The organism is Paenibacillus lacisoli (assembly GCF_030580655.1).
In the GTDB taxonomy this organism is placed as follows: Bacteria; Bacillota; Bacilli; order Paenibacillales; family Paenibacillaceae; genus Paenibacillus; species Paenibacillus lacisoli.
The window spans coordinates 336,685-361,882 of record NZ_JAUQTB010000001.1 but is presented as its reverse complement, the minus strand read 5'-3'; the positions used below and the strand labels follow the sequence as shown (position 1 = coordinate 361,882).

At 50.8% G+C, this 25,198-nt stretch carries 28 protein-coding genes; 24 read left to right on the top strand and 4 right to left on the bottom strand.

Features of this window, described 5'->3' with window-relative positions:
* Nucleotides 1-17: 17 nt before the first annotated feature.
* Nucleotides 18-611, bottom strand: coding sequence for a thymidine kinase (locus tag Q5741_RS01810; RefSeq protein ID WP_305022331.1), 594 nt, complete (start codon nucleotides 609-611; stop codon nucleotides 18-20).
* 246 nt (nucleotides 612-857) lie between these two features.
* On the opposite strand from Q5741_RS01810, the gene Q5741_RS01805 reads away from it, so the two are divergent.
* The 6 genes from Q5741_RS01805 (at nucleotide 858) to lipB (ending at nucleotide 7,021) form a co-directional block, all read left to right on the top strand.
* On the top strand, nucleotides 858-1,073 hold the full coding sequence (locus Q5741_RS01805; RefSeq protein WP_305022330.1) for a hypothetical protein: 216 nt from the start codon (nucleotides 858-860) through the stop codon (nucleotides 1,071-1,073).
* A 122-nt stretch (nucleotides 1,074-1,195) separates the two neighbouring features.
* Nucleotides 1,196-2,617 (top strand): dihydrolipoyl dehydrogenase, encoded by a 1,422-nt coding sequence (gene lpdA, locus Q5741_RS01800; RefSeq protein ID WP_305022329.1) that lies wholly within the window; start codon nucleotides 1,196-1,198, stop codon nucleotides 2,615-2,617.
* A gap of 134 nt (nucleotides 2,618-2,751) precedes the next feature.
* Nucleotides 2,752-3,783, top strand: coding sequence for a thiamine pyrophosphate-dependent dehydrogenase E1 component subunit alpha (locus Q5741_RS01795; protein ID WP_305022328.1), 1,032 nt, complete (start codon nucleotides 2,752-2,754; stop codon nucleotides 3,781-3,783).
* A 2-nt stretch (nucleotides 3,784-3,785) separates the two neighbouring features.
* Complete coding sequence (locus Q5741_RS01790) at nucleotides 3,786-4,772, top strand: alpha-ketoacid dehydrogenase subunit beta (RefSeq protein WP_305022327.1); 987 nt, start codon at nucleotides 3,786-3,788, stop codon at nucleotides 4,770-4,772.
* A gap of 21 nt (nucleotides 4,773-4,793) precedes the next feature.
* On the top strand, nucleotides 4,794-6,203 hold the full coding sequence (locus tag Q5741_RS01785; protein WP_305022326.1) for a dihydrolipoamide acetyltransferase family protein: 1,410 nt from the start codon (nucleotides 4,794-4,796) through the stop codon (nucleotides 6,201-6,203).
* 113 nt (nucleotides 6,204-6,316) lie between these two features.
* The gene (gene lipB, locus Q5741_RS01780) at nucleotides 6,317-7,021 is read left to right on the top strand and encodes a lipoyl(octanoyl) transferase LipB (RefSeq protein ID WP_305022325.1); all 705 of its coding nucleotides are present in this window, start codon (nucleotides 6,317-6,319) and stop codon (nucleotides 7,019-7,021) included.
* Nucleotides 7,022-7,091: 70 nt separating this feature from the next.
* Here lipB and prli42 read toward each other — a convergent pair whose 3' ends face one another.
* Nucleotides 7,092-7,193, bottom strand: a complete 102-nt coding sequence (gene prli42, locus Q5741_RS01775; protein WP_305022324.1) for a stressosome-associated protein Prli42 — start codon at nucleotides 7,191-7,193, stop codon at nucleotides 7,092-7,094.
* Between the two features lie 84 nt (nucleotides 7,194-7,277).
* Here prli42 and Q5741_RS01770 point away from each other — a divergent pair, with 84 nt between their 5' ends.
* The gene (locus Q5741_RS01770) at nucleotides 7,278-8,414 is read left to right on the top strand and encodes a tripeptidase T (protein WP_305022323.1); all 1,137 of its coding nucleotides are present in this window, start codon (nucleotides 7,278-7,280) and stop codon (nucleotides 8,412-8,414) included.
* A 59-nt stretch (nucleotides 8,415-8,473) separates the two neighbouring features.
* Here Q5741_RS01770 and mciZ read toward each other — a convergent pair whose 3' ends face one another.
* On the bottom strand, nucleotides 8,474-8,620 hold the full coding sequence (mciZ, locus tag Q5741_RS01765) for a Z-ring formation inhibitor MciZ (RefSeq protein WP_305022322.1): 147 nt from the start codon (nucleotides 8,618-8,620) through the stop codon (nucleotides 8,474-8,476).
* A gap of 129 nt (nucleotides 8,621-8,749) precedes the next feature.
* Between mciZ and Q5741_RS01760 the strand changes: the two genes are divergently transcribed.
* From Q5741_RS01760 to fur, 4 genes are all read left to right on the top strand, one after another.
* Nucleotides 8,750-9,325, top strand: coding sequence for an NUDIX domain-containing protein (locus Q5741_RS01760; protein ID WP_305022321.1), 576 nt, complete (start codon nucleotides 8,750-8,752; stop codon nucleotides 9,323-9,325).
* A gap of 14 nt (nucleotides 9,326-9,339) precedes the next feature.
* Nucleotides 9,340-10,524, top strand: coding sequence for an endonuclease Q family protein (locus Q5741_RS01755; RefSeq protein ID WP_305022320.1), 1,185 nt, complete (start codon nucleotides 9,340-9,342; stop codon nucleotides 10,522-10,524).
* A gap of 80 nt (nucleotides 10,525-10,604) precedes the next feature.
* Nucleotides 10,605-11,249, top strand: a complete 645-nt coding sequence (spoIIM, locus tag Q5741_RS01750; RefSeq protein WP_305022319.1) for a stage II sporulation protein M — start codon at nucleotides 10,605-10,607, stop codon at nucleotides 11,247-11,249.
* 109 nt (nucleotides 11,250-11,358) lie between these two features.
* A complete protein-coding gene (gene fur / locus Q5741_RS01745; protein WP_305022318.1) occupies nucleotides 11,359-11,838 on the top strand; it encodes a ferric iron uptake transcriptional regulator in 480 nt (159 codons plus the stop codon).
* 104 nt (nucleotides 11,839-11,942) lie between these two features.
* Here the strand turns inward: fur and Q5741_RS01740 are convergent, their stop codons facing one another.
* Nucleotides 11,943-13,133 (bottom strand): S8 family peptidase, encoded by a 1,191-nt coding sequence (locus Q5741_RS01740; RefSeq protein WP_305022317.1) that lies wholly within the window; start codon nucleotides 13,131-13,133, stop codon nucleotides 11,943-11,945.
* Nucleotides 13,134-13,338: 205 nt separating this feature from the next.
* Between Q5741_RS01740 and Q5741_RS01735 the strand changes: the two genes are divergently transcribed.
* The 13 genes from Q5741_RS01735 (at nucleotide 13,339) to Q5741_RS01675 (ending at nucleotide 25,143) form a co-directional block, all read left to right on the top strand.
* Nucleotides 13,339-13,575 carry a DUF4227 family protein gene (locus tag Q5741_RS01735; protein ID WP_305022316.1) on the top strand — a complete coding sequence of 79 codons (237 nt, stop codon included), beginning with the start codon at nucleotides 13,339-13,341 and terminating at the stop codon, nucleotides 13,573-13,575.
* 87 nt (nucleotides 13,576-13,662) lie between these two features.
* Nucleotides 13,663-14,586 carry a site-specific tyrosine recombinase XerD gene (gene xerD / locus Q5741_RS01730; protein WP_305022315.1) on the top strand — a complete coding sequence of 308 codons (924 nt, stop codon included), beginning with the start codon at nucleotides 13,663-13,665 and terminating at the stop codon, nucleotides 14,584-14,586.
* 43 nt (nucleotides 14,587-14,629) lie between these two features.
* Nucleotides 14,630-15,817, top strand: coding sequence for a phosphopentomutase (deoB, locus tag Q5741_RS01725; protein WP_305022314.1), 1,188 nt, complete (start codon nucleotides 14,630-14,632; stop codon nucleotides 15,815-15,817).
* A 143-nt stretch (nucleotides 15,818-15,960) separates the two neighbouring features.
* The gene (locus tag Q5741_RS01720; protein WP_305022313.1) at nucleotides 15,961-16,785 is read left to right on the top strand and encodes a purine-nucleoside phosphorylase; all 825 of its coding nucleotides are present in this window, start codon (nucleotides 15,961-15,963) and stop codon (nucleotides 16,783-16,785) included.
* Nucleotides 16,786-16,817: 32 nt separating this feature from the next.
* Nucleotides 16,818-17,681 carry a purine-nucleoside phosphorylase gene (locus Q5741_RS01715; protein ID WP_305022312.1) on the top strand — a complete coding sequence of 288 codons (864 nt, stop codon included), beginning with the start codon at nucleotides 16,818-16,820 and terminating at the stop codon, nucleotides 17,679-17,681.
* A 74-nt stretch (nucleotides 17,682-17,755) separates the two neighbouring features.
* Nucleotides 17,756-19,087 carry a pyrimidine-nucleoside phosphorylase gene (locus Q5741_RS01710; protein ID WP_305022311.1) on the top strand — a complete coding sequence of 444 codons (1,332 nt, stop codon included), beginning with the start codon at nucleotides 17,756-17,758 and terminating at the stop codon, nucleotides 19,085-19,087.
* A gap of 149 nt (nucleotides 19,088-19,236) precedes the next feature.
* Nucleotides 19,237-20,445, top strand: coding sequence for a D-alanyl-D-alanine carboxypeptidase family protein (locus Q5741_RS01705; protein ID WP_407074301.1), 1,209 nt, complete (start codon nucleotides 19,237-19,239; stop codon nucleotides 20,443-20,445).
* A 126-nt stretch (nucleotides 20,446-20,571) separates the two neighbouring features.
* The gene (spoIIAA, locus tag Q5741_RS01700; protein WP_305022310.1) at nucleotides 20,572-20,925 is read left to right on the top strand and encodes an anti-sigma F factor antagonist; all 354 of its coding nucleotides are present in this window, start codon (nucleotides 20,572-20,574) and stop codon (nucleotides 20,923-20,925) included.
* Complete coding sequence (gene spoIIAB, locus Q5741_RS01695) at nucleotides 20,925-21,377, top strand: anti-sigma F factor (RefSeq protein WP_305022309.1); 453 nt, start codon at nucleotides 20,925-20,927, stop codon at nucleotides 21,375-21,377. The genes spoIIAA and spoIIAB overlap by 1 nt, the downstream gene beginning before the upstream one ends.
* Nucleotides 21,378-21,388: 11 nt before the next feature.
* Nucleotides 21,389-22,144 carry an RNA polymerase sporulation sigma factor SigF gene (sigF, locus tag Q5741_RS01690; RefSeq protein ID WP_305022308.1) on the top strand — a complete coding sequence of 252 codons (756 nt, stop codon included), beginning with the start codon at nucleotides 21,389-21,391 and terminating at the stop codon, nucleotides 22,142-22,144.
* Between the two features lie 164 nt (nucleotides 22,145-22,308).
* Nucleotides 22,309-22,950, top strand: a complete 642-nt coding sequence (locus tag Q5741_RS01685; RefSeq protein WP_305022307.1) for a stage V sporulation protein AA — start codon at nucleotides 22,309-22,311, stop codon at nucleotides 22,948-22,950.
* Nucleotides 22,947-23,372, top strand: coding sequence for a stage V sporulation protein AB (locus tag Q5741_RS01680; RefSeq protein ID WP_305022306.1), 426 nt, complete (start codon nucleotides 22,947-22,949; stop codon nucleotides 23,370-23,372). The genes Q5741_RS01685 and Q5741_RS01680 overlap by 4 nt, the downstream gene beginning before the upstream one ends.
* Nucleotides 23,373-23,391: 19 nt before the next feature.
* Complete coding sequence (locus Q5741_RS01675; RefSeq protein ID WP_305022305.1) at nucleotides 23,392-25,143, top strand: spore germination protein; 1,752 nt, start codon at nucleotides 23,392-23,394, stop codon at nucleotides 25,141-25,143.
* The last annotated feature ends 55 nt before the right edge of the window (nucleotides 25,144-25,198 follow it).

Below are 25,198 nucleotides of genomic sequence, written 5' to 3'. Positions count from 1 at the left end.
TTTTTATGATGGATTCTTTAACAATTCACTTTATGGGGAGGAACAAAACATTTGCGGCAGCGGGGCTCATAGGACTCGGAGTCTCCAATCATAACAATTGGACCCGCCTTCATCGGTTCTCCATTCACAATCCGTTGGGTAAAGGCTGCATCCGGACTTCCGCATACCGCACAAAATGAGGTCAGCTTCTCAATATCGTCTGCCATGGCCAGCAGCCCGCCGATATAACCAAATTCCTTGCCGCGATAATCCAGATTAAGTCCATCCACAATCACATGCTTGCCGCAGTATGCCAGCTCTTCCACCAACCCCATAATTTCGCGGCTGAAAAACTGCACCTCATCAAAAGCAACAACGTCTGCATCGATCGTTTCCTTCAAAATCTGTGTCAGGACTTCCTTATTCAGCTTTCTTGGAATGGAGATGGCAGGCAGACGGTATCCAATCCGGGATACGATCTCATCCTCAGCATATCGGTTATCCTCGGCAGGCTTATAGGCGACCACTTTTTTGCGGCCGTATTTAATCAGCTTCTGACAGCGTCGAATGAGTTCGCCGGACTTCTCGCTAAACATAGGTCCGGTAATGACGGTGATGCGTCCAGTAGGCAATGTAGAAACCCCTCTCAATTACACAAGACTTTGTGACGTGCTCCGTTCCAGAGAATGCAGGACACTCTCAAAAAAGCGGCCTTTATAGATTATCATAACGATTCTGGTCAGACCAGCGTCAAATTTAGTGAATCATGTATAACTTACAGCTGTTACAAGTCGCAAGCATGCGTCTGACATGCTATTCTGTAGACATGAAGGATTCATGCCGCAAAGGCGATCCCGAGAGAAAGAAGGATGAAAATAATGAGCAGCAGCCGTCTGACACAATTAAGAGAAGAAGTTGAAGAGTGGATAGAAACAGGTGAACCAGAGGAACGCAGCAGGGAACTTCTGATGAAGCTGATTGAAGAGCTGGAGCAGGTCCATGCCCGAAACGATGCGCTTCGGCGAGCAGCGTTGAAGACGGTATCCAAAGATAACCGGATGTCGACCAAGCTAAGAGATGCGTTGTACGAATAACCTCTTCATTTGTAATCAATCACAAAGCGAGTACAATAGAATTATAAGTAACGGACCGTTCTGGCAGCGGTCGGTTTATCATATGTTCGCATCAATATACAGAACAGTTCTGGAGGATAATCATGGCAATTACGTGTGATGTAGCAATATTAGGCGGGGGAACGGGCGGTTATGTCGCTGCGATCCGTGCTGCCCAGTTGGGCAAGGAAGTCGTCATCATTGAGAGGGACAAGCTGGGAGGAACCTGTCTGCACAGGGGATGTATTCCAAGCAAATCGCTGCTCCGCAGTGCTGAAGTATATTCCGAGATCAATGAGAGTGAATCGTACGGGATTGAGACGACAGGAGTCACCCTCCGCTTCGGCAAGGTACAGGAGCGTAAGAATGCGGTCGTAGACCAGCTGTATCAAGGTGTACAGTACCTGATGCGCAAAAATAAAATTACGGTTATTCAAGGCAGCGGCCGTATAATCGGACCTTCTATTTTTTCTCCGAAGAGTGGAGCTGTAGCAGTAGAGCTGGAGGATGGAGAAGTGGAGACCATCGTACCGACCAACCTGATTATTGCTACAGGCTCACGTCCGCGAGTGCTCCCGGGTCTGGAGCCGGATGGTCGATATATTCTCAGTAGTGATGAAGCGCTGCAGCTGGAAGAGCTGCCTGAATCCATGCTGATCATTGGCGGCGGGGTCATCGGGATGGAATGGGCGTCGATGCTGCATGATTTTGGCGTTAAAGTGACTGTGGTTGAAGCGGCAGATCGCATTCTGCCTACAGAAGATGCTGATATCGCGCGCGAGATGGAGAAGCTGATGACGAAGCGCGGAATTGACATCCTCACTGGCTGCCGGATTCAGACTGAAACTTACCAGGCCGCTGACGGACGGATTACGATCAAGGCAGCTAAAGGGGAGCAGGTTCTTGAAATTCAGGCTTCACAGATGCTGGTGTCTGTCGGCAGGGTCGCGAATGTAGAAGATATCGGAATCGGCAATACAGATATCAAGCTGGAGCGCGGGTTCATCAAAGTCAACGAACACCTGCAGACCGGTGAGCCGCACATCTATGCAATCGGGGATTGCATTGGAGGGCTGCAGCTGGCACATGCTGCCAGTCATGAAGGTATTGCAGCTGTACAGCATATCGCAGGACAGGAGAACCACACCACACAGCCGCACCTGATTCCGCGCTGTATCTATACACGTCCTGAAGCAGCAAGTGTCGGTTACACGGAGCAGGAAGCCCGTGAACAAGGAATCAAGGTAAAGACAGGCAAGTTCCCATTCTCAGCCATAGGCAAATCTCTCGTATACGGAAGCCGGGACGGATTTGTCAAAGTGGTGGCTGACAGTGAAACCAATGATATCCTCGGAGTCCATATGATCGGAACCCATGTTACCGATCTGATTAGTGAAGCGGCACTGGCCCAGCTGCTAGATGCGACACCTTGGGAGGTTGGTCAGCTTGTTCATCCGCATCCAACGCTTTCGGAGATTCTGGGCGAAGCGATGCTGGCTGTTGACGGACAAGCTATAGGAATGTAGCTCCTCAGCATAAGTTAGAGCATTTCTTTTTCAATGCAAAGGGATTATAATAGGTCTAAGCCAAGTCTTAGTACCAGGTTTTAAGAGTAGACCTGTAGTAAGACCGCCAGGCTCTATAACAAGGAGGTACCTCAATGAGCAAACAAGGTACTGCAGAAACACAGCGCCGCCATGAGCAGCTGGGACTCAGTGATGGACAGGTCATTGACATGTACAGATATATGCTGCTCGCACGCAAATTTGATGAGCGTAATTTGCTGCTGCAGCGCGCGGGTAAAATTAACTTTCACGTATCCGGTGTCGGCCATGAGGCAACACAGGTAGCAGCGGCGTTTGCCCTCGATCGTGAGAAGGATTATTTCCTGCCGTATTATCGGGATTATGGTTTTGTATTGGCAGTCGGGATGACTGCAAGAGAGCTGATGCTGTCTGCATTTGCAAAAGCAGAGGACCCGAACAGCGGCGGACGGCAGATGCCGGGTCACTTCGGCAGCAAACGTCTGCGCATTGTAACGGGGTCCAGTCCGGTTACCACGCAGGTTCCTCATGCTGTAGGTGTAGCCTTGGCTGCCAAGATGCAGAAGAAGGACTTCGTTTCTTACGTAACCTTTGGCGAAGGCTCGAGCAACCAGGGAGATTTCCATGAAGGTTGTAACTTTGCCGGTGTGCACAAGCTGCCTGTCATCATTCTTTGCCAGAATAATCAATATGCGATTTCGGTCCCTGTACATAAGCAGATCAGCGGCCGGATCAGTGACCGGGCATTAGGCTATGGCTTCCCCGGCATCCGTGTCGACGGCAATGATGCACTTGAAGTGTATGCTGCCGTGAAGGAAGCCCGGGAGCGCGCCGTACGCGGTGAAGGGCCGACCCTGATCGAATCCATGCTGTACCGACTGTCTCCACACTCGACCTCGGATAACGACCTGGCCTATCGGACGAAGGAAGAGATTGATGAGAACTGGAAGAAAGACGGCGTTGTGCGTATGAAAAATTACCTGATTGATTGCGGGATCTGGGACGAGGCACGTGATGCTGATCTGGCTGCACAGATTGTACTCGAACTCAAAGAAGCGATCGAATATGCGGATAAGGCGCCGTTCCCTCAGCCTGAGGATACGCTGCTGCATGTGTACGCGGACAGCAGTCAAGGGGAGGTTCGTTAATTATGGCGTATATGGAATATATCGATGCCATTCGTCTGGCTATGAAGGAAGAAATGGAGAATGACGATACGGTATTCGTACTCGGTGAGGACGTCGGCGTAAAGGGTGGTGTATTTACAACCACAAAAGGCCTGATGGACCAATTCGGTGAACAGCGTGTCATGGATACGCCGCTGGCGGAATCCGCGATTGCCGGCGTAGCAATTGGTGCTGCGATGTATGGTATGAAGCCGATTGCGGAAATGCAGTATTCGGATTTCATGCTGCCGGCAACGAATCAAATTATCAGCGAAGCGGCCAAAATCCGTTATCGTTCCAATAATGATTGGAGCTGTCCGGTTGTAATCCGTGCGCCGATTGGCGGCGGTATATTTGGCGGCCTGTATCATTCCCAGTGTCCGGAATCTATCTTCTTCGGGACACCTGGATTGAAAATCGTTGCACCTTTCACAGCCTATGATGCCAAAGGTTTGCTTAAGGCAGCTGTCCGCGATCCGGACCCTGTTTTGTTCTTTGAGAACAAAAAGTGTTACAAGCTGATCAAGGGTGAGGTTCCCGAGGATGATTATGTTGTACCACTTGGCAAAGCCAACATGTTGCGTGAAGGTGAGGATATTACCGTTATCGGCTACAGCCAGCCGCTGCACTTTGTGATGGAAGCAGCTGAAGAGCTGGAGCGTGAAGAAGGAATCACCGCGCACGTGGTCGACCTGAGAACGCTGCAGCCGCTGGACCGGGAGGCGATTGTGGAAGCAGCCCGCCTGACAGGCAAGGTACTGATCGTTCATGAGGATAACAAGACGGGCGGCGTAGGAGCAGAAGTGTCGGCTATTATTAATGAGGAGTGTCTCTTCGAGCTGGATGCGCCGATTGCACGTCTGTGCGGTCCGGATGTACCAGCGATGCCGATCAGCCCGCCAATGGAGAAATTTTTTATGCTTAGCAAGGATAAAGTCAAAGAAGCGATGCGCCAGCTGGCGCTTTATTGATCGCTGAGGAGTTGAATGTACATGCCAGACAACAATAAGCAATGGAACGACGTCACGATGCCTCAGCTGGCAGAATCCCTGGTATCTGCCACGATTGCCAAATGGCTCAAGCAGCCGGGTGAGACCGTTGAGCAATTCGAACCGATCTGTGAAGTTATCACGGACAAAGTAAACGCTGAGATTCCGTCGACAATTGACGGGGTTATGGGTGAGCTGGTTGCAGCTGAGGGGCAGACCGTAGCGGTCGGCGAGGTGATCTGCCGGATTGGAACTGAAGCTGCTGCGCAGCATGTAGGCACAAGTGTGACAAACGAACCTTCCCCTGCTCCGGCAGTAAGTTCGCTGCAGCATGCCCAGGGCGACCAGGCTATGCGCGGCCGGTATTCACCGGCTGTACAGAGTCTGGCGAACGAGCATGGCCTTGATCTGAATCAGATTCAAGGCAGCGGGATGGGCGGCCGGATCACGCGCAAGGATGTGCTCTCTTACATCCGTAACGGCGGAGCAGCGGCCCAGACAGCAAAGCCTGCTGCTGAAACGCAGAACATCCATCATACACCAGCAGCGGCTGCATCTTCTGCACCGTCTGCCGGATTATTTACCGGTCCTAGTGCTCATCAAGCAGCACAGGGAGGAGCTGCATCCGTGGTAGATCCGGTGCGGCATTCAGGAATTCATCTGACGGAGACGCCTCGTATTCCTACCATTGATGTGGAGCAGAATGCCGGAGGCCGTTCCGAATATTTTATCGATGTGACACCGATGCGTAATGCGATTGCCCGTAACATGCGCCAAAGTGTATCCGAAATTCCTCATGCCTGGACCATGATTGAGGTGGATATGACGAATCTCGTCATGCTGCGCAACAAGCTGAAAGATGAATTCAAACGTAACGAAGGAGTCAATTTGACCTATCTTGCGTTTATGATGAAGGCTGTAGTCAGCGCGCTGAAAGACTATCCGATCATGAACTCGGTCTGGGCCGTGGATAAAATTATCGTCAAGCGAGATATCAATATCTCGCTGGCTGTAGGAACGGAGGATTCCGTGCTGACGCCGGTAATCCAGAAGGCAGATCAGAAAAATATCGCAGGCCTTGCCAAGGAGATTGATGATCTGGCCCGTAAGACACGTGAGGGCAAGCTGAAGCTGGATGACATGCAGGGCGGCACATTTACGGTGAACAACACCGGTTCCTTCGGCTCGATCCTGTCTTATCCAATCATCAACTATCCGCAGGCAGCAATTCTTACATTTGAGTCGATCGTCAAGAAGCCTGTGGTCATTAATGATATGATTGCGATCCGGTCGATGGCCAATATCTGTCTTTCACTGGACCACCGGATTCTGGACGGGGTCATCTGCGGACGATTCCTGCAGCGTGTGAAGGAGAACCTGGAAGGATATTCACTGGATACCAAGCTGTACTAAAAGATGGATGTGAATGTATAACTAAAGTGATTGCTCTAGCCTAAGCCATAAACCAGCCGGGCCTGCAGCCTGCCCAAAGGTCCGGCAACCATGTGGAGAGGAAGTGACTGGCCGTGGACAGACGACCATTGGAGGTTACGTACACGCCGATGCAGGATTACGGTGAAGCCTGGAACCGGCAGAAGGAATGGGTACGCCGATTGGATGCAGGAGAGCAGGCGGAATCACTGCTGCTGCTGCAGCATCCGCCAACCTACACCATCGGCTCACAGCGGCATCCGGAGCATCTGCTCCTTAGTCCGGAACAGCTGGAAGAGCAGGGGATCTCCGTCTTCCAGATTGACCGCGGGGGTGACATTACATACCATGGACCTGGTCAGCTCGTGGGTTACCCGATTCTTTTTCTCGGCCGCGACGATGGCCTGGATCTGCACGGGTATCTGCGCAGCCTGGAGCAGGTAATCATCAATTACCTAGCTTCATTAGGAATTACTGCCGGACGCAAACCGGAGTATACCGGCGTGTGGGTCGGGAGTGAGAAAATTTGCGCTATTGGCGTCAAGTTTAACCGGTGCCGGAAGCGTAAGGGGTTTATCACAAGTCACGGATTTGCTTTTAACATTACATCGGGTATACAGCATCAAGGGTTTGAAGGGATTGTTCCATGCGGCATACAGGAATATGGAGTGACGTCGCTGGAGGATATTACAGGGCGTGCTTTTACGGTCGAACGTGTAGCGGAGCAGCTGCTTCCGTTCTTCACTGAAGTCTTTCCTTATGAAGCCGAGTGGACCATGCCGTTACGCCATTCTTCCTGATTATACACAGAGAGAAAGCCCGGTTGTCTTCGTAGACAGTCCGGGCTTTCGTGCTGATACACAGGTTGAATTAACGGAGAAGAAGCGGTTCAAGCACGGCGAAGAGCGTGGAACCGACAATTGCAATCAGCATGACATATACGAAGATACGAAACCATTTTTTGTGCTGCATGTGTGACTCCTTTAATATGGGTTTAAACTAATATGTAGACTATTGTATCGTATGGAAGATTTGAATGAAAGAGAGGGGATTTCTGTGATCTCACAAGAACGGATTGTTAATCTGTTTATGGAGCTTGTCCAGGTGGACAGTGAAACTAAACATGAAGAAATGATCGCACAAGTGTTAACCGATAAATTCAAGGGGCTTGGGCTTGATGTCGTAGAGGATGATTCCAAAGCGCGCAGCGGGCACGGAGCAGGCAACCTGATTGTGACATGGCCGGCAGCAGAAGGCATTACAGCAGCGCCAAAACTTTTGTTTACCAGCCATATGGATACTGTAACGCCTGGTAAAGGAATTAAGCCAATTCTTCAGGAGGACGGCTGGATCACGAGTGATGGAACTACCATTCTCGGATCTGATGATAAGGCCGGGCTTGCCGCGCTGCTGGAATCCATTCGCATCATTCAGGAACAGCAGCTTCCACACGGACAAATTCAATTCGTGATTACCGTTGGAGAGGAATCGAGTCTTGCTGGAGCAAGATCGTTGGACCCTTCCCTACTGGATGCAGATTTTGGTTATGCGCTTGATTGCAACGGCGAGGTGGGCTCAATCTGTGTCGCTGCGCCGGCACTGGCCAAGATCAACATGAAAATTTTCGGCAAATCCGCCCATGCAGGTGTAAATCCGGAGGATGGGATCAGCGCGATTCAGGTGGCTTCCAGATCCATTTCCGCTATGAAGCTGGGACGAATCGACAAGGAAACGACAGCGAACATCGGTAAATTTGAAGGCGGCAGCGCCACGAACGTGGTATGCGATTATGTCGAACTCCACGCTGAGGCCAGAAGTCTGGTTCAGGAAAAGGTAGAGCATCAGATTCAGCAGATGCGTGAAGCGTTGGAAACAACGGCGCGCAGTGCGGGTGCACAGGCAGAGTTTCGCAGTGAGCTGATGTATCCCGGCTTCAGCTTTAATGAACAGGATGACGTCGTTCAGCTGGCCAATCGTGCCATAGAAGGCATTTCATTTCCGACACGCATATTCCAGTCCGGCGGAGGCAGTGATGCCAACATTTTTAACGGGCTGGGTGTACCGACTGTCAATCTTGCTGTCGGCTATGAGAATATTCATACGACACAGGAGCGTATTAAAGCGGAAGATCTGGTAAAAGTAACACAGGTCGTGCTTGCCATTATCGGAGAGGCTGCGAAGAGCAGCAAATAATGAAAAGGGTCCGAAGTCCGGCACGCCGGGATCGGGCCCTTTTACCAAGCTGTACCTGCTTATTTCTGCGGCAAGCTGTCGTTCAGCAGCAGCTCATGAACAGAATGGCTGCCGCCCTTTTCCTTCATCAGCTGTTTCAGCATCCATTGAACCTGCCAGGCTTGTCCGACAAGACGGAAGGTGTTTGCACTGCGGTATACTTTCATGGAGAGCACTCCTTTTTCGGAAGAAATTCAAGGCTTGATACACGATATGTATTCTTTTCCCTGTCTATGCAGGATTCCCGAATATCATTTAGAGAAACCTATCTATTTCCCATTGAGGAGGACAAATTCATGAACAAACCTAATCCTTATTCCAACCCGGATCTGGATGAGCAGACGCTGTCGACGGAACCGATCTTTCAGGGTAAAGTCTTAAATCTCCAGGTGGATACCGTCCGCCTGCCCAACGGCTCTACCAGCAAACGCGAAATTATCAAGCATCCGGGCGCGGTTGCCGTAATTGCGCTGCATGCAGGAAAGCTGCTGGTGGTTGACCAATACAGGCAGGCGATGGGACGCTGTGAGGTTGAAATACCCGCAGGCAAACTGGAACCGGGAGAAGACCCGATGGAGGCGGCAGGGCGTGAACTGCAGGAAGAGACAGGGTATACAGCAGTATCCCTGCAGCATCTGCAGTCGTTTTATACATCTCCCGGTTTTGCGGACGAGCTGATTCATCTATATGTGGCGGAAGAGCTGACAGCGGGTGAAATGAAGCTGGACGAGGATGAGTTTCTGGAAATGCAGGAAGTGACACTGGATGAGGCTTACGCCATGATCCGGGACGGACGGATTGCAGATGCCAAAACAGTCATGGCTGTATACGCCTGGCACCTGTATCAGGCGACAGGGCAGTGGCCGAAGTAATGGAGGAACTTGTCATGAATCCAGAACTTCAGACTGTTTATGCTGATATGCATATTCATATCGGGCGCAGCGAGAGTGGAAGGGCCATCAAGATCAGCGGCAGCCGTAATCTGACGTTTGCCAATATTGCCCATGAGGCTTCGGAACGGAAAGGAATCGGACTGATCGGCATCATCGATTGCCATTCACCAGCCGTTCAGGCTGATATCCGCCAAGCTTTGCTTAGCGGAGAGATGACAGAGGTCGCTGGCGGAGGCATTGGATACCGGAATACTGTCATTATGCTGGGTACGGAGCTGGAAGTGAGGCAGGAGGGCATGCGCGAAGCGCATGTCCTGGCCTATTTTCCCGATATGCCTTCAATTACCGATTTCACGCTGTGGATCAGTCAGTATATGAAGAACGTCGAGCTCAGCTCCCAGCGGGTTCATATCCAGCCAAGGGAACTGCAGGCTGAGGTATACGCGCGCGGCGGCATACTGATTCCGGCCCATGTCTTTACCCCGCATAAAGGGATATATGGCAGCTCAGCTCCCCGGATGGCAGACATGCTGGACTTGAATATGATCGACGGCGTTGAGCTGGGACTTAGTGCAGATTCCGGTATGGCCGGTCTGATCAGCGAGCTTGATCCGTATACATTTTTGACAAATTCGGACGCACATTCACTTGGCAAGATCGGCAGGGAATATAACGAACTGCAGATGGCGGCCGGCAGCTTTGAAGAGTTTGTCAAAGTGCTGCGCAGGCAGGAGGGCAGAAGAGTTGCGGCCAACTATGGACTGAATCCGCGGCTCGGCAAATATCATCGTACCTTCTGCTCTGCCTGTGGAGCGGTTATGGATGAGGAGCATTTATCGGTCAAAACTTGTCCGCAGTGCGGGAGCCACAAGCTGGTACAGGGAGTATTGGATCGCATCCTGCATATTGCTGACCGGTCTGAGCCGTTGCTGCCGGCTTATCGTCCGCCATATCGTTATCAGGTGCCCCTGGAGTTTATCCCTGGTCTCGGTAAAGCTTCCATGGAGAAGCTCCTGACTGCATTCGGTACCGAGATGAATATTCTGCACAGATCCGGCGAATCTGAGCTTGAGCAGGTGGTTGGACAGCAGTTGGCCCGTTATATCGTCTCAGCAAGAGAAGGAACGCTTCTTTTGTCATCCGGCGGCGGTGGAATCTACGGTAAAGTTATGAAGTAGAAGGGATGGCTGGCATATCCTCTTTTTTTCGCTCATATCCTCATAGAGTAGATAGGAAGAGAGAAAGGGGATGCATACCTGTGCAGCTGCTTCGTCATACGTTAAAAGATCAATCCCAGCTGTATGTATTCGTAGCCGTGTTATTCCTTGTCGGCGTCGTATTCGGAGCTCTGATGGTGAACGCCTTGTCCCTGGAGCAGCAGCAGGACCTAGCCCGGTACCTCGGCAATTTTTTTCGAACAGTCAGCCAGACTCAGGAAGCTGGAGGAGAGCCCGGACCGGGGAGCTACTGGGATATTGCCACGCTGCACTTAAAATGGGCAGGCATCATCTGGGTGCTCGGCTTATCTGTCATCGGGCTGCCGGGTATCCTGATTCTTGATTTTCTGAAAGGCGTTTTAATTGGATTCACTGTAGGTTACCTTGTCGGTCAGTATGCGTGGAAAGGGCTATTATTCTCGCTGGTGGCGGTGGCTCCTCATAACCTGATTGTTATTCCGGCGCTGTTCGTCTGCAGTGTGGCTGCGGTCAGCTTTTCCCTGCAGATGATCCGCTCTAGAGTGCTTACCCAGCGGCAGGGCGGACTGGCCCGGCCGCTGTTATCCTATACGGCATTGACTGCGGTAATGGTAGCCATTTTGCTCGGAATATCATCCTTTGAGGTATGGGTAACACCTGTAATGATGAAATGGGTTGCCCCGATGCTGGTCGCTTCAACAGGCTAGTTTGACCTTTTAGCAAAATGTTTGACTTTATTTGTAACCTCCCCCTATAATGAAAGAAGTGGGCAAAATGATGCATTCATGCAGTGATTTTCAATGGGGGAGGGAGAAAATGGAAGCGCGGATCGAGAAAATTAAACAACAATTGCAATCCCATGGCTATAAATTGACGCCTCAACGGGAAGCCACCGTCAGAGTTTTACTTGAGAATGAAGAAGATCATCTGAGTGCGGAAGATGTATTCATGCTTGTCAAAGAGAAAGCTCCCGAAATCGGTCTGGCAACCGTATACCGTACCCTCGAGCTGCTGAGTGAGCTGCATGTGGTGGAGAAGATTAATTTTGGCGATGGTGTATCCAGATATGATCTGCGGGGAGATACCTCCAAGCATCATCATCACCATTTGATCTGTGTGCAATGCGGCAGTATGGATGAGATTCGAGAGGATTGGCTGGGACCGCTTGAGGAAAGACTTGAACGTGAATTCAATTTTACCGTTGTGGACCATCGGCTGGATTTCCACGGAATCTGTTATCGCTGCAAGAGTAAGAGCGAAGAGGAACAGAAGAACCGTGAATCAGACACCGAGTAAGGTTGGTTCCTGAATAGATAACATTTGTAAGCTCTCACCGGCGACGACAATGTGTGAGAGCTTTTTTGATGTCTTTGAATCATGATACCGTTTGCTGATAAGAACTAGCGGGCGTTTTTCATGACGGCTCTGTCAGCCTGTATAAGCCCTTTGCCTTGTGCAATTTGACTGTAGCCTTTCAGCTTACGGGTGGTACTTGTGAGCAGACGACGTACAGCAGCAGGGGTACGGCTGCGTTTCTGGGCCAGCAGGAGAGCCGCTGTGCCGGATACGAAGGGAGAGGACATCGAGGTCCCTGACTCGTATCCGTAACGGCCGTGGGGAAGGGTGGAATAAATGTTCACCCCTGGTGCAGTAAGGTCAATACCGGCCCCCCTGCTGCTGAAATCAGCGATCCGGCTCCTGATATCACTTGCAGCGATGGCCATAACCTGAGGATAGCGTGCCGGGTAATCAATGCCCTGAAGAGCAGTTCCGCTGTTGCCAGCAGAAGCTACCAGAACAATGCCTTTGGCATACGCCCGCTGCAAGCTTCGCTGCAGCAGACGGCTGTTCCCTCTGGTGCCCAGACTCATATTAATGATTTGAATGCGGTTGTTGATGCACCATTCCACGCCTTCAATGATGTCGGAGATGTAGCCTACACCGTTTTGGTCAAGCGCTTTCACAGCATACAGTCTTGCTCTTGGGGCCGTCCCGGACATGCGTCTGCCCAGAGTGGCTGCTGCGATTCCAGCCACATGGGTTCCATGACCATTATCATCCAGGATAGGCCCACCGGGTGTGATTGTGTTGATGCCGCCGGATACTTTGAGCTGGGGGTGTGGGCCAATCCCGGTATCGATAATACCGATGCGAATACCGCTGCCTTTTGTGACCGGCCAGGCCTTCTGTGCTTGAATGGCATTTAAACCCCACGGCAGGCTGGAATTCTCAGCTGCAGGACTTATACGGAGCGAGGACCAGGCCGGGGGATAAATGAGTGGAGACGCCGAGTGGGCTGGGGTAAGATCAGTAGTGACCGCGTGTGCACGGATTTTCAAGTCTTTTTCCAGCTGAATTACCTCGGGATGGGAACGCAGCAGAACGAAATCCTTGGTGCGACGCCCATCTCCGTAAAAAGCAATACTGTGGGCATGTTTAATTTGTTTGAGCGGTCGAATCCCATTCTTGTGAAGATGATGCAGACACCGCTGATATGCGCGGGCATGCCTCAGACAAAGAATCCAGCGTTGACGGTGACGAGTTGGGCAAGGTCTGGACAGTCTGCATAAAAGTTGTTCCGGCTTGTTCAAGCAGGTATCCTCCTTAGGGTCGGGTTCATTTCTTCTTCAATCGGTTACTGTATCGTATGTGATATGCTGTACAATCGTGTATAGTGAGCAGCCCATAGCGTGTCTAAAACAGGAGTTTCCGTCATAAACTCAACATAACTGCCATCCTGCAAGGGAAGGATAGTTTTGAGATCTTCGATCGGTTATAAGGAAGGACGGAAACCTTATGATTATACAGGTACGCAAGGTGATGAGATGGGTGAGAGCGTTCATTGTTTTCATGATGATGCTGTATATTGCATTTTTTTGTTTTAAATGGTTTGCCCAATGGGTAACGCCGGTGGATCATTACCGGATTCCAGAGGGCAGTGCGATCAAGGTGTTTGGCGAAGATGGTGCGGCGGAGGGTCATAAGCCGCGTCTTGCTGAACGTCTTCGCTTTTTTTATTGGTATGGGGAATGAGACCTATTGCAGGATTTTGCAGAAGGATTGCAGAATTTGTATTAGGTATCGGATTAAATTAAGCAAAAGAGGAGCTATCAGCAACCGATGAGGCAGTTTGTAGCGCCCTTTATTCGTTATTTGGAAGAGGAGAAAAACCTGTCGGCCAGCACCGTATCCTCCTATCAGCGCGACCTAGGTCCGTTCATGGAATTTCTGGAGCAGCAGGATCTTGTTGAGCCGGACAAGGTGAGCCGGGCTCTGCTTGTCATGTTCATCAGCAGGCTGAAGCAGGACGGCAAGGCACCTGCCACGATTACACGGAGCGTAGTGACCCTTCGTTCCTTTTTTCATTTTCTGGTCCGGGATGGTGTTCTATCTCATAATCCTGCGCTGCTGCTGGACATGCCCAGACAGGATAAGAAGCTTCCTGTCGTTCTGACGACTGAAGAGATGGAGCAGCTCCTCAAGGCGCCTGACCTTTCAACAGTCCAGGGCAGCCGTGACCGAGCTATGCTGGAACTGCTGTATGCGTCCGGTATTCGGGTGACAGAGCTGGTCTCTCTTAATGATGAGAATGTTCGTCTAGATCTGAAATATGTACACTGCCGTGCAGCTGATGGAAAGGAAAGGATCGTTCCGATTGGAGGCGCAGCCGTTTATTGGATACAGCAGTACGAGCAGGAAGCCAGACCCAAGCTGGTACAGCGCCAGGAGGTTCAAACGGACCCAGCGCTTTTCTTGAATATGAATGGCAAACGAATGAGCCGTCAGGGTTTCTGGAAGCTGCTTAAGAAATATGCGGCAGATGCAGGGATCAATAAGGAGATTACGCCCCATACCCTCAGGCACACCTTTGCGGTGCATATGCTGGATCGCGGAGCGGACATACGCTCAGTACAGGAGCTGCTCGGCAACTCCGACCATGGAGAGCCCCTGCTGTACAGGCATGTTCCCCGGCCCAGCATGAAAGAGGTTTACGACAGGTATCATCCGAGAGCAGGTATGTATGCTCCCAATAGTCACGAATAACAGGGCATCAATCAGTATTAATCGAAGTCGAGGAGTGAGCGACATGTCGCAGGAACCATCATTTAAACGGATTTGCTTTATTGTATTGGATAGTGTAGGTATTGGTGAGCTGCCGGATGCTGTGAAATTCGGCGATGAAGGGTCCCACACCCTGGGGCATATCCTAGAACGTGTCCCAGGTGTAAAGCTGCCTAACATGCAAAAGCTGGGACTGGGTAACATTGCTGACATCCCGCCTTTGACCCCTGTGGATCAGCCTCTCGGATATTTCGGCAAAATGAACGAGGTTTCCGTTGGTAAGGATACGATGACAGGTCACTGGGAACTGATGGGACTTAAAATCAATACGCCATTCAACACGTATCCGGACGGGTTCCCCGCTGATCTGATCTATCAGTTTGAGCAGGAGACCGGACGTAAAGTCCTGTGCAACAAACCGGCCTCAGGCACGGAAGTACTGGACGAATATGGCGAAGAGCAGATGAAAACAGGGGCATGGATCGTTTATACGTCTGCCGACAGTGTATTCCAGATTGCTGCGCACGAGGATATCATTCCGCTGGATGAGCTGTACCGTGCCTGTGAGATTGCCCGCCGGCTGACACTTGCGCCTGAGCATTCAGTGGGACGAGTGATCGCCCGTCCATATATCGGGGAACCCGGAAGTTTCAAGCGTACACCGAACCGGCATGATTACGCGATTACCCCGCCGGAGCCAACGGTGCTGAATCTGCTGGCCAATGCAGGCAAGGATGTTATTGCTGTCGGCAAAATTAACGATATCTTCAGCGGCGAGGGAGTATCAGCATCCTACCCGACGAAGAGCAATGAGCATGGGATTGAAGTGACGATTGATCAGCTGGGAGAAGACTTCGAAGGTCTGCTGTTCACGAATCTCGTTGACTTCGACAGCTTGTACGGACATCGCCGTGACCCTGAAGGCTACGCACATGCCCTTGAAGTTTTTGACCAGGCTGTGCCGCAGCTGATGGAGCGGATTGGACAAGATGATCTGCTGATTATTTCGGCCGACCACGGCAACGATCCGGTACATCCCGGAACAGATCACACCCGTGAGTACGTGCCGGTTCTGATTTACAGCCCTTCGCTGAAGCAGCCGGACAGCATCGGTATCCGCGAGACGTATTCCGATCTGGGAGCAACGATTGCGGATAACTTTGGTGTGCAGGGTATCCGCAATGGTCAGAGCTTCCTGAATCTGCTTAAATAACAGGGCCAGAATCCATTTTACAGTCCAGCGGTAACTGCAAAAATGCTGTATAACGTTATATCAACACAAAATTATTATGCCTGCTGTACAGTCTCCGATTTGGACATCGAAGGTGCAGCAGGTCTTATATAGGAGTGAATACATTGACCATTATTAATCAGGGCATCATTCAGGAAGCAGCATCTTATATTCAGGGTGAAAGCGCCATCAAGCCGGAGATCGGGCTGATTTTGGGTTCGGGTCTCGGCATTCTGGCGGAACTGATCGAAGATGCCGTCAGAATCCCATACGATGACATTCCTCATTTCCCGGTGTCGACTGTGGAAGGACATGAAGGCGAACTTCTCCTGGGCACAATTAAAGGACGCCCGGTAGTAATGATGAAAGGCCGTTTCCATATGTATGAAGGATATGGACCTGAAGTAACGGCGTTTCCTGTTCGTGTCATGAAGGAACTCGGCGTACAGAGTCTGCTGGTTACCAACGCAGCAGGCGGTGTTAATACATCCTACCAGCCTGGAGATCTGATGGTTCTTTCCGATCACCTTAACTTGACCGGCAAGAACCCGCTAATCGGACCTAACGATAATAATCTGGGCGTCCGTTTCCCGGATATGTCTGAAGCTTACAGCCGCCGCCTGCGCGGCATTGCCAAGGAAACTGCAGCCTCCCAGGGCTTCAAAGTACAGGAAGGTGTTTATGCCGGCCTGCTGGGACCTACATACGAAACGCCGGCCGAAATCCGCATGCTGCGTACACTGGGTTCGGATGCTGTCGGCATGTCCACAGTATCTGAAGTCATTGTTGCCCGTCATGCTGGTATCGAAGTTCTTGGTATTTCCTGCATTACGAATATGGCCGCCGGTATTCTGGACCAGCCGCTTTCTCATGACGAAGTGATGGAAACGGCCGAACGCGTACGGGAGCAATTCTTGAGCCTTGTGCTCGCAATCATTCCGCAAATGTAAAATGCTGCCGGAATACAGGAGGAAGATAACGGATGAATACAGCCAATCAGGAATTATCTTTATATAGTGAGCATATTCAAGAGGCAGCCGATTACGTTCGAAGCCGTCTGGGCAGTTACAAGCCGGTTATCGGCTTAATTCTGGGTTCAGGTCTGGGAGATCTCGGGGATCAGATTGAAAATGCCGTCTACATTCCATACCACGAAATTCCTCATTTCCCGCAATCAACGGTGGAGGGACACGCGGGACGTTTTGTTATCGGTAAGCTGGAAGGCAAGGACGTTATGATTATGCAGGGGCGTTTTCACTACTACGAGGGCTACAGTATGCATCAAATTGTCCTGCCCGTCTATGTGATGTCCAGCCTTGGTGTTCACTCCTTAGTGATTACGAACGCCTGCGGTGGTCTGAATCCGGCATTCCATGCCGGTGACTTGATGCTGATTACGGATCATTTGAATTTCACAGGAGACAGCCCGTTAATCGGACCCAATGATGCGTCCATAGGTGTCCGATTCCCGGACATGTCCAGTGCTTATGACCGGGAGTACCGTGAGCTTGCGCTTCGGCTTGCAGCGGATATACAAGGGGAAGACGGTTCGCCGCTGCTGCTCCAGCAGGGCGTATACGCGGGAACAACGGGCCCGACCTACAGTACGGGAGCAGAATACAAGATGCTGACCCTTCTAGGCAGTGATGTTGTGGGTATGTCTACCGTTGCCGAGGTCATCGCGGCCAGCCACGCGGGCCAGCGAGTCCTCGGTATATCCTGCGTAACGGATATGGCCGTCGCAGACGAGCTGGAGCCGCTGACCCACGAACAGGTCGTGAAGGTGGCTAATCGGACCAAACCGAAGTTCATCTCGCTTGTGCGTGCTTTTGTTCGCGAGGTCTAAATCCTGGGCATATTTGTGATTTCATCTTTCATCGTAAGAGCTAACCGGGAATATTACAGAAAAGGTGTGAACGTATGAGAGCAGTGGACATCATTCAAAAAAAGCGAGATGGCAAAGAGCTGACGAGAGAGGAAATCTCCTTTCTCGTTCAGGGCTACACTCGTGGAGAAATTCCAGATTACCAGCTGTCTGCCTGGGCGATGGCCGTGTATTTTCAAGGGATGAGTGCCAGGGAGACTGGTGATCTCACACTGGAAATGGCGGAATCAGGAGATGTGGTGGACCTCAGCCCGATCGCGGGAATTAAAGTCGATAAGCATTCCACAGGCGGGGTGGGTGACAAAACGACCATTGTACTGGCCCCGCTCGTAGCGGCTGCCGGTGTTCCTGTAGCCAAAATGTCAGGACGGGGTCTTGGACATACTGGCGGCACCATTGATAAGCTGGAGGCTATTTCTGGCTTTACCGTCGAGTTGTCGCGAAAACAATTTTTTCGTCAGGTAAATGAAGTAGGTGCAGCTGTCATTGGTCAAAGCGGCAACATTACACCTGCAGATAAGAAGCTGTACGGACTGCGGGATGTGACAGCTACAGTCGAATCGATTCCTTTAATCGCGAGTTCGGTCATGAGCAAGAAAATTGCTGCCGGCGCGGACGCCATTGTATTGGACGTGAAGACGGGAAGCGGGGCATTTATGAAAACCCTGGATGACTCCATTGAACTGGCTAAAGCGATGGTCGATATCGGAAGTCATGTGGGACGCCATACCGTTGCTGTCATTAGTGACATGGATCAGCCGCTTGGTTATAACATTGGCAATTCGCTTGAAATTAAGGAAGCTATCGACACTTTGCGCGGTCAGGGACCTAAAGATCTGGAGGAAGTCAGCCTAATTCTGGCTTCTCACATGCTGGTCTTAGGAGGTAAAGCTGGAGATGAGCAGGAAGCCCGCGAGATCCTTGAGAAACTGATTTCCAGCGGAGCTGCTTTAGAGAAGCTGAAAGATATGGTAGCGGCGCAGAATGGGAACCCTGAGCAGATTATGAACCCAGATTTGCTGCCGTCCGCAGCCCGCACCGTAGAGGTCCGTACGGTTCAGGCCGGTTATGTAGAGTCCATTCAGGCCGAAAACATCGGGGTTGCGGCTATGCTGCTGGGAGCTGGCCGTGAAACCAAAGAGTCGGTCATTGATCTGGCTGTTGGTATTGAGCTGCGCAAGAAGGTTGGCGAAGCGGTGGAGTCGGGTGATTTGCTGGCTGTTCTCCATGTTAATGAGGTGGACCCAACCCGGTTGGGCGAGGCGGAGAAAAAGGTGCTGGAAGCGTACAGTATCACACCGCAAGCCGTTCCTGCACAGCCATTGATTTATGCATTAGTTACCCGTGAAGGTGTGACACGTTACTGATTTTTATCCAATTGAGTACAAAGAACCCACATTCTTTGTACTCTTTTTTTGCGCATAATCCGCCTTTCCTAGGAGATAACTGGAATAAATCCTCTCATTCCTGACGACAATGGATAGCAGTAAATGGGAAATGTTGCTCCCATCTGCATATGTGTCCAAGGAGGGAACCTACTTTGATTAAAAAATTGTGGGCTGCGAGTCTCGCCGCTGCAGTATTGGCTGCTGTTATACCCTTGTCCGCTTTTGCGGAGGAAACCCCTAAAAATGGGACCCCGCCTTCTGCTGCAGAGCTGGCTCCGAATGCACGTTCGGCTGTACTGCTCGATGCAGATACCGGGACTGTGATCTATGAAAAGAACAGCCATGATAAGCTGCCTCCGGCCAGTATTACCAAAATTATGACGATGCTGCTGACGATGGAAGCTCTGCATGACGGCAAGCTGAAGCTGACCGATAAGGTACGTACCAGCGAATATGCAGCCTCCATGGGCGGATCTCAGATTTTTCTGGAGCCTGGTGAAGAAATGACGGTGGATGATATGCTGAAAGGGATTGCGATGGCTTCAGGCAACGATGCATCGGTAGCGATGGCAGAGAAGCTGGGCGGCAATGAACAGGGCTTCGTACAGTTGATGAATGAGAAAGCGGCCGAGCTGGGAATGAAGGATACTCATTTTTCCAATCCGAACGGTCTGCCGGTCAATAATCATTATACTTCTGCCTATGATATTGCCCTGATGAGCCGGGAGCTGCTTCGATATCCGCAGATTACCAAGTACACAGGAGCCTATCAGGATTATCTGCGAAAGGATTCAGAGAAACCCTTCTGGCTGGTGAATACGAACAAGCTGGTACGTTTTTATCCGGGAGCGGATGGTCTGAAGACCGGCTATACCTCTGAGGCCAAGTTCTGTCTGTCTGCAACTGCCAAGCGGGAGGGTCTGCGGACCATTGCGGTTGTGCTGGGGGAACCGAACACGAAAACGCGGAACAGTGAAGTCTCCGCTATGTTTGACTATGCGTTCTCGCAGTACATGATGAAATCGATTTATAAGCCGGGGGATTATCTTGGCAAGGTGAAAGTGGAGAAAGGGACCATGCCGGAATTAGTACTAACAGCGGACCAGCCGTACAGTGTACTGATGAAAAAAGGCGGCAAGGCTGATGAATTCCGCAAAGAGCTGCAGATTCCAGCCGAAATCAAGGCTCCAGTCAAGGCCGGTGATGTGATCGGCAAGCTGGTTATCTATCAAGGGAACACCAAGGTGAAAGAATTTGAAGTGAAATCCCCGATTCAAATCGAGAAGGCCGGTTGGTGGAAGTTGTTCAAGCGTACGACGTCTAATCTGTTCTCTTGACGTTTTAGTGGGCATCAGCGGGATCTGTAGATTCTTAGGGGTTTTCTTCTAGTTTTGTCGCAGGGCAGGAATCCCTTTTTAATTTGTAGAAATCCATGGGCAAGACAGGGAGGAGAGTGAGCAGGCATGAATTTGCAAGTGGAAATGGAACATCACCGCGGCGTCCTGATCGTCCGGTTAACAGGGGAATTGGATCATCATACCGCCGATCTTGTTCGGCTTCAAATGGATGAGGCGATTCAGCGCAGACAATGCGAACATGTTGTGCTGAGCCTGAATGGTCTGCAATTCATGGATAGTTCCGGACTGGGCGTTATCCTTGGCCGGTACAAGCTCATCAAGCAAAAAGGCGGCAAAATGGCAGTATGTGATGTCAATCCGTCCATCTATCGTCTGCTGGAGATGTCCGGTTTGTTCAAGATCATGCCGATCTATGAGAATGAGGGCATGGCATTATCGGGACTGGAGGTGGTTTCTTAATGGAGGAGCAGTCGAAAAACTTCATGCATCTGCAGTTTGCGGCCAAGTCCGAGAATGAAGCATTCGCAAGGGTTGCGGTGGCAGCGTTCATCTCTCAGCTGGACCCGACCATGGAGGAATTGAGTGATCTGAAGACGGTGGTATCGGAAGCCGTTACGAATTCGATTATTCACGGATATAACAATGATCCCAGCGGGCTGGTAACGATTCGGGCCGAGATTGATCATGACCGGGTGACACTGGTCGTAGAGGATCAAGGTGAGGGAATTGATGATCTGGAATTGGCGAAGCAGCCGCTCTATACCTCCAAACCCGAGCTGGAGCGTTCAGGGATGGGCTTTACCATCATGGAAAATTTTATGGATGAATTTGAAGTGACCAGTGAGCCGGCGAGAGGCACCTCGATCCGGATGATGAAGCGGATTGAATCGAAGAAAGCTTTATATAATTAGGGGCGCTGCCTATGGATCCAAAAGTAAAGCAGTCTTCACAAACCTATCTCGAGGATGGGGAAGTCAAGCGCCTGATCGCGCTCAGCCAGTCCGGTGATGCTATAGCTAGAGACACGCTGGTGAACTGCAATATGCGGCTGGTCTGGTCGGTTGTTCAACGTTTCATGAACCGGGGATATGAGCCGGAGGATCTGTTCCAGATCGGTTGCATCGGCTTACTGAAGTCCGTGGACAAATTTGACCTGAGTTATGATGTCAAATTCTCCACATATGCCGTACCGATGATTATCGGTGAAATCCAGCGCTTCCTGCGGGATGACGGCACGCTAAAAGTAAGCCGTTCGCTGAAGGAAATGGCGAACAAAGTTCGTAAGAAACGGGATGAACTGTCCAAGCACCTGGACCGGCTTCCAACGATTAAGGAAGTGGCCGAGCAGCTCGGTGTTTCCCCGGAGGAAGTGGTATTTGCTCAGGAGGCCAACAAGCCTCCCACTTCCATTCATGAGACGGTATTCGAGAATGATGGCGATCCCATCACACTGATGGATCAGATTGCGGATGAGTCCCAGGAGCGGTGGTTCGACAAGCTCGCTTTGAATGAGGCGATCGACGGATTATCGGAACGAGAGAGACTGATTGTGTATCTGAGGTATTTCAAGGATCAGACGCAGTCTGAGGTCGCAGGCAGATTGGGAATCTCCCAGGTACAGGTGTCTAGGCTGGAGAAGAAGATTCTTCAGTCCATCCGGGATCAGATCGCGCAGTAGCTTTTTTAGCCAACATACAGAAGTGCCAACCTGAAGCAGGCAGGGTCGAGCAGACCTTTCCTGCTTTTTGTGTTGTTTTACCTGTTTAAGAATAATACGGTCAGACCCATCACACACTAACGTTAATTCAAGCACGGTATTACGCGGCAAGGGAAGTGATAGTGATGGCAGAACGTACTGTGCCGACCGTCTACCTTCGTCTGCGCAGCCGCATTCAGGTCAGGCTGGGTCAAAAAATAACACTTGGCGATGTTGCCCATCTGCTGACTGAGCCGGAATGGGAAGCCAGACTGCTGCAACTAGAGCTGATAACACCCCGTATTCATGACGGAAATCTGATTATGGTCGACATGCTGCAGATTATCTCCTTGATCCGCAGCCAGATCCCCGGCATACAGGTAGAGTCGCTCGGCAAGCCTCATATGCTGATCGAGATCGTCAAGAAACCGAGAAAACCTTCCAAGCTGCTGTTTGTGCTCGTCTGGCTGCTCTTATTCGTGGGGTCAGCCTTAACGATTATGAACTTCCATGCCGATGTGAACATGCTGGAGGTGCAGATCCGGATTGTCGAGATGCTGACAGGGAAACGGGATGAGCATCCTTATCTGTTTCAGGCCGCCTATTCGGTAGGTATCGGTTTTGGCATGATCATATTCTTCAATCATCTCTTCAAGAAAAAATGGAATGACGAGCCCACCCCTTTGGAGGTCGAAATGTTCCTTTATCAGCAGAACGTGGATCAACAGGTTGTTGCCGAGGAGTACGAGAAGATGAAGCAGGGCCAGATTGGAAAAAGGCGTATATGATTGAGCTCATCCAAATTGTACTTCAGATCTCGCTGGGCATCGCTGGCGGTATTGCCGTCGGCAGTGGTGTCATTGCACTGTTCATTGTGCTGGACATGATTCCAAGACTTGCGCAGCTCACCCGGTCTTATAATAAGGCGCACAGTTATGAGGGTGCGATGATCGTTGGTTCTTTTGCCGGGACGCTCGCTGATTTCTGGAACTGGAGGTTTCCGCTGCTGTCTCTGGCTGTACTGCCTGCGGGTCTGCTGAGCGGAATATTCATTGGGCTGCTGGCCGCTGCTCTGACAGAGGTGCTCAACGTACTTCCCATCATGGCCAAGAGGCTTTATATGACGCCGTATTTGTTTGGGCTGCTGCTGGCCATGGTGCTTGGCAAGACCGCCGGCTCGCTGTTTGACTGGTTTGTCTATAACCGCTAAAAGAACTGGAGGCTAGACCATGAATGATCGGAATGATCTTACTTCAAGCGAATTCGAACAGCCGGAGCGGGAGCTCCCCCCTCATGTGAGCAGACTTGGGGATCGTGATCCTGAAGAAAAGAACGGACATGGGGGACATCAACAACCTGTAAAAATTAAAACCCGTAATTTAAATAAAAGGAATTCTCGGCGCAGTGATCAGCAGGAGTCCAGTCAGAAAAAGCGGCTTGCACATAAAAAACAGGATGAGATGTCTGACAATATAAAGGAGTCCGTCGAATATTGGCAGGGCAACGATAAGGTTCCCGCTGAGATGAGTGAGGTCAAAAATACGCTGAAGCAGGTTATGGGCCTCGGGGAAACGTTTGATGTCGTACTGCGTGAAATGACCCTGGGCGGGCGGCATACCGGGTTGTTTTTTATCAACGGCTTCTCAAAAGATAATATTCAGCTGGAAATCCTCAAACGGCTCACTTATCTGACCTCAAACGATATGTCTTCAGATGCCGTTCAGTCCTATTTTGAATATTATATTCCCCATATTCAGGTCGAGAAAGCGGATCAGATGTCTGCGATCCTGAACAAGGTTATGATGGGCATGTGTGTCATGTTCATTGAGGGTGAGTCCCAGGCTATTGTGATGGATACGCGAAACTTCCCGGTTCGAAGTCCTGAAGAACCTTCGCTGGAGAAAGTTGTACGTGGTGCAAGGGATGGATTTACGGAGACGATGCTGTTCAATACGGCCCTGATCCGCCGGCGTCTGCGTGACCCGGGACTGAAGTTTGAACTTATGAATGTGGGCCGGCGCACACGCACCGATGTCTGTATCGCATACATTGATGATATCGTAGATAAGACATTGGTAGATGAAGTACGTGAAAAAATCAAGGGTGTAAACCTGGATGGCATTCCCCTTGCAGATAAACAGCTGGAAGAGACGATGATCAACAAGGGCTGGCACCCGTACCCGTTGGTACGATACTCGGAACGCCCTGACGTTGTGGCATCCCACATTATGGAGGGGCGTGTAGTCATCATGGTGGATACCTCACCGAGCGTGATGATACTGCCTACGACTTTTTTTGACTTGTGTCAGCATGCTGAGGAGAACCGCCAGACGCCTTTTATGGGAAGCTATCTGCGCTGGATCCGTTTTCTGGGGATATTTGCATCCCTGTTTCTGCTGCCGCTCTGGATGCTGCTGGTGATTGAGCCTTCACTCAAACCGCCGGCATTTGATTTTATCGGCCCGCAGAAGGACGCCAGGCTGCCGCTGATCATGCAGTTCCTTCTGATTGAATTTGGTGTCGATCTAATGCGTATGGCGGCTGTGCATACACCTACACCTTTGGCGTCAGCGATGGGGTTAATTGCAGCGATTCTGGTCGGAGACATTGCCGTGCAGTCCGGCCTCTTCGTTAATGAGGTTGTCTTATATATGGCTATAGCGGCTATCGGCATGTTTGCCACGCCCAGTTATGAGCTGGGACTGGCCAACCGGATAGTAAGACTGGTCCTGATTATTCTGGTGGCGATGTTCAAAGTGCCAGGCTTTGTTATTGGTACAACGCTGATCATGATTTCATTGACCATGCATCGTTCCTTTAACTCCTCTTACCTCTGGCCGTTTATACCATTTAATGCAAAGGCTTTGGGGGCTATTTTGTTCCGGATTCCCGTATTGTCGTCAAGCAAACGCCCGTCATTCAACAAAGCCCGGGATAATACCCGTATGCCGCGCCAAGGTGGGGATGGTACGGCTAACTGACAATTGTGCAAATGAGTTGTATAAAAATCCATTACTCTTCTTTTTGTCGTTTTGC

Coding starts and splice junctions, on each gene's coding strand:
- spoIIAA (WP_305022310.1), top strand. CDS start 20,572: ATGAATTTGCAAGTGGAAATGGAACATCACCGCGGCGTCCTGATCGTC.
- Q5741_RS01685 (WP_305022307.1), top strand. CDS start 22,309: ATGGCAGAACGTACTGTGCCGACCGTCTACCTTCGTCTGCGCAGCCGC.
- Q5741_RS01785 (WP_305022326.1), top strand. CDS start 4,794: ATGCCAGACAACAATAAGCAATGGAACGACGTCACGATGCCTCAGCTG.
- Q5741_RS01760 (WP_305022321.1), top strand. CDS start 8,750: ATGAACAAACCTAATCCTTATTCCAACCCGGATCTGGATGAGCAGACG.
- Q5741_RS01715 (WP_305022312.1), top strand. CDS start 16,818: ATGAATACAGCCAATCAGGAATTATCTTTATATAGTGAGCATATTCAA.
- Q5741_RS01710 (WP_305022311.1), top strand. CDS start 17,756: ATGAGAGCAGTGGACATCATTCAAAAAAAGCGAGATGGCAAAGAGCTG.
- deoB (WP_305022314.1), top strand. CDS start 14,630: ATGTCGCAGGAACCATCATTTAAACGGATTTGCTTTATTGTATTGGAT.
- sigF (WP_305022308.1), top strand. CDS start 21,389: ATGGATCCAAAAGTAAAGCAGTCTTCACAAACCTATCTCGAGGATGGG.
- Q5741_RS01735 (WP_305022316.1), top strand. CDS start 13,339: ATGATTATACAGGTACGCAAGGTGATGAGATGGGTGAGAGCGTTCATT.
- fur (WP_305022318.1), top strand. CDS start 11,359: ATGGAAGCGCGGATCGAGAAAATTAAACAACAATTGCAATCCCATGGC.
- Q5741_RS01675 (WP_305022305.1), top strand. CDS start 23,392: ATGAATGATCGGAATGATCTTACTTCAAGCGAATTCGAACAGCCGGAG.
- xerD (WP_305022315.1), top strand. CDS start 13,663: ATGAGGCAGTTTGTAGCGCCCTTTATTCGTTATTTGGAAGAGGAGAAA.
- Q5741_RS01805 (WP_305022330.1), top strand. CDS start 858: ATGAGCAGCAGCCGTCTGACACAATTAAGAGAAGAAGTTGAAGAGTGG.
- spoIIAB (WP_305022309.1), top strand. CDS start 20,925: ATGGAGGAGCAGTCGAAAAACTTCATGCATCTGCAGTTTGCGGCCAAG.
- Q5741_RS01680 (WP_305022306.1), top strand. CDS start 22,947: ATGATTGAGCTCATCCAAATTGTACTTCAGATCTCGCTGGGCATCGCT.
- Q5741_RS01790 (WP_305022327.1), top strand. CDS start 3,786: ATGGCGTATATGGAATATATCGATGCCATTCGTCTGGCTATGAAGGAA.
- mciZ (WP_305022322.1), bottom strand. CDS start 8,620: ATGAAAGTATACCGCAGTGCAAACACCTTCCGTCTTGTCGGACAAGCC.
- prli42 (WP_305022324.1), bottom strand. CDS start 7,193: ATGCAGCACAAAAAATGGTTTCGTATCTTCGTATATGTCATGCTGATT.
- Q5741_RS01705 (WP_407074301.1), top strand. CDS start 19,237: ATGTGTCCAAGGAGGGAACCTACTTTGATTAAAAAATTGTGGGCTGCG.
- lpdA (WP_305022329.1), top strand. CDS start 1,196: ATGGCAATTACGTGTGATGTAGCAATATTAGGCGGGGGAACGGGCGGT.
- Q5741_RS01795 (WP_305022328.1), top strand. CDS start 2,752: ATGAGCAAACAAGGTACTGCAGAAACACAGCGCCGCCATGAGCAGCTG.
- Q5741_RS01755 (WP_305022320.1), top strand. CDS start 9,340: ATGAATCCAGAACTTCAGACTGTTTATGCTGATATGCATATTCATATC.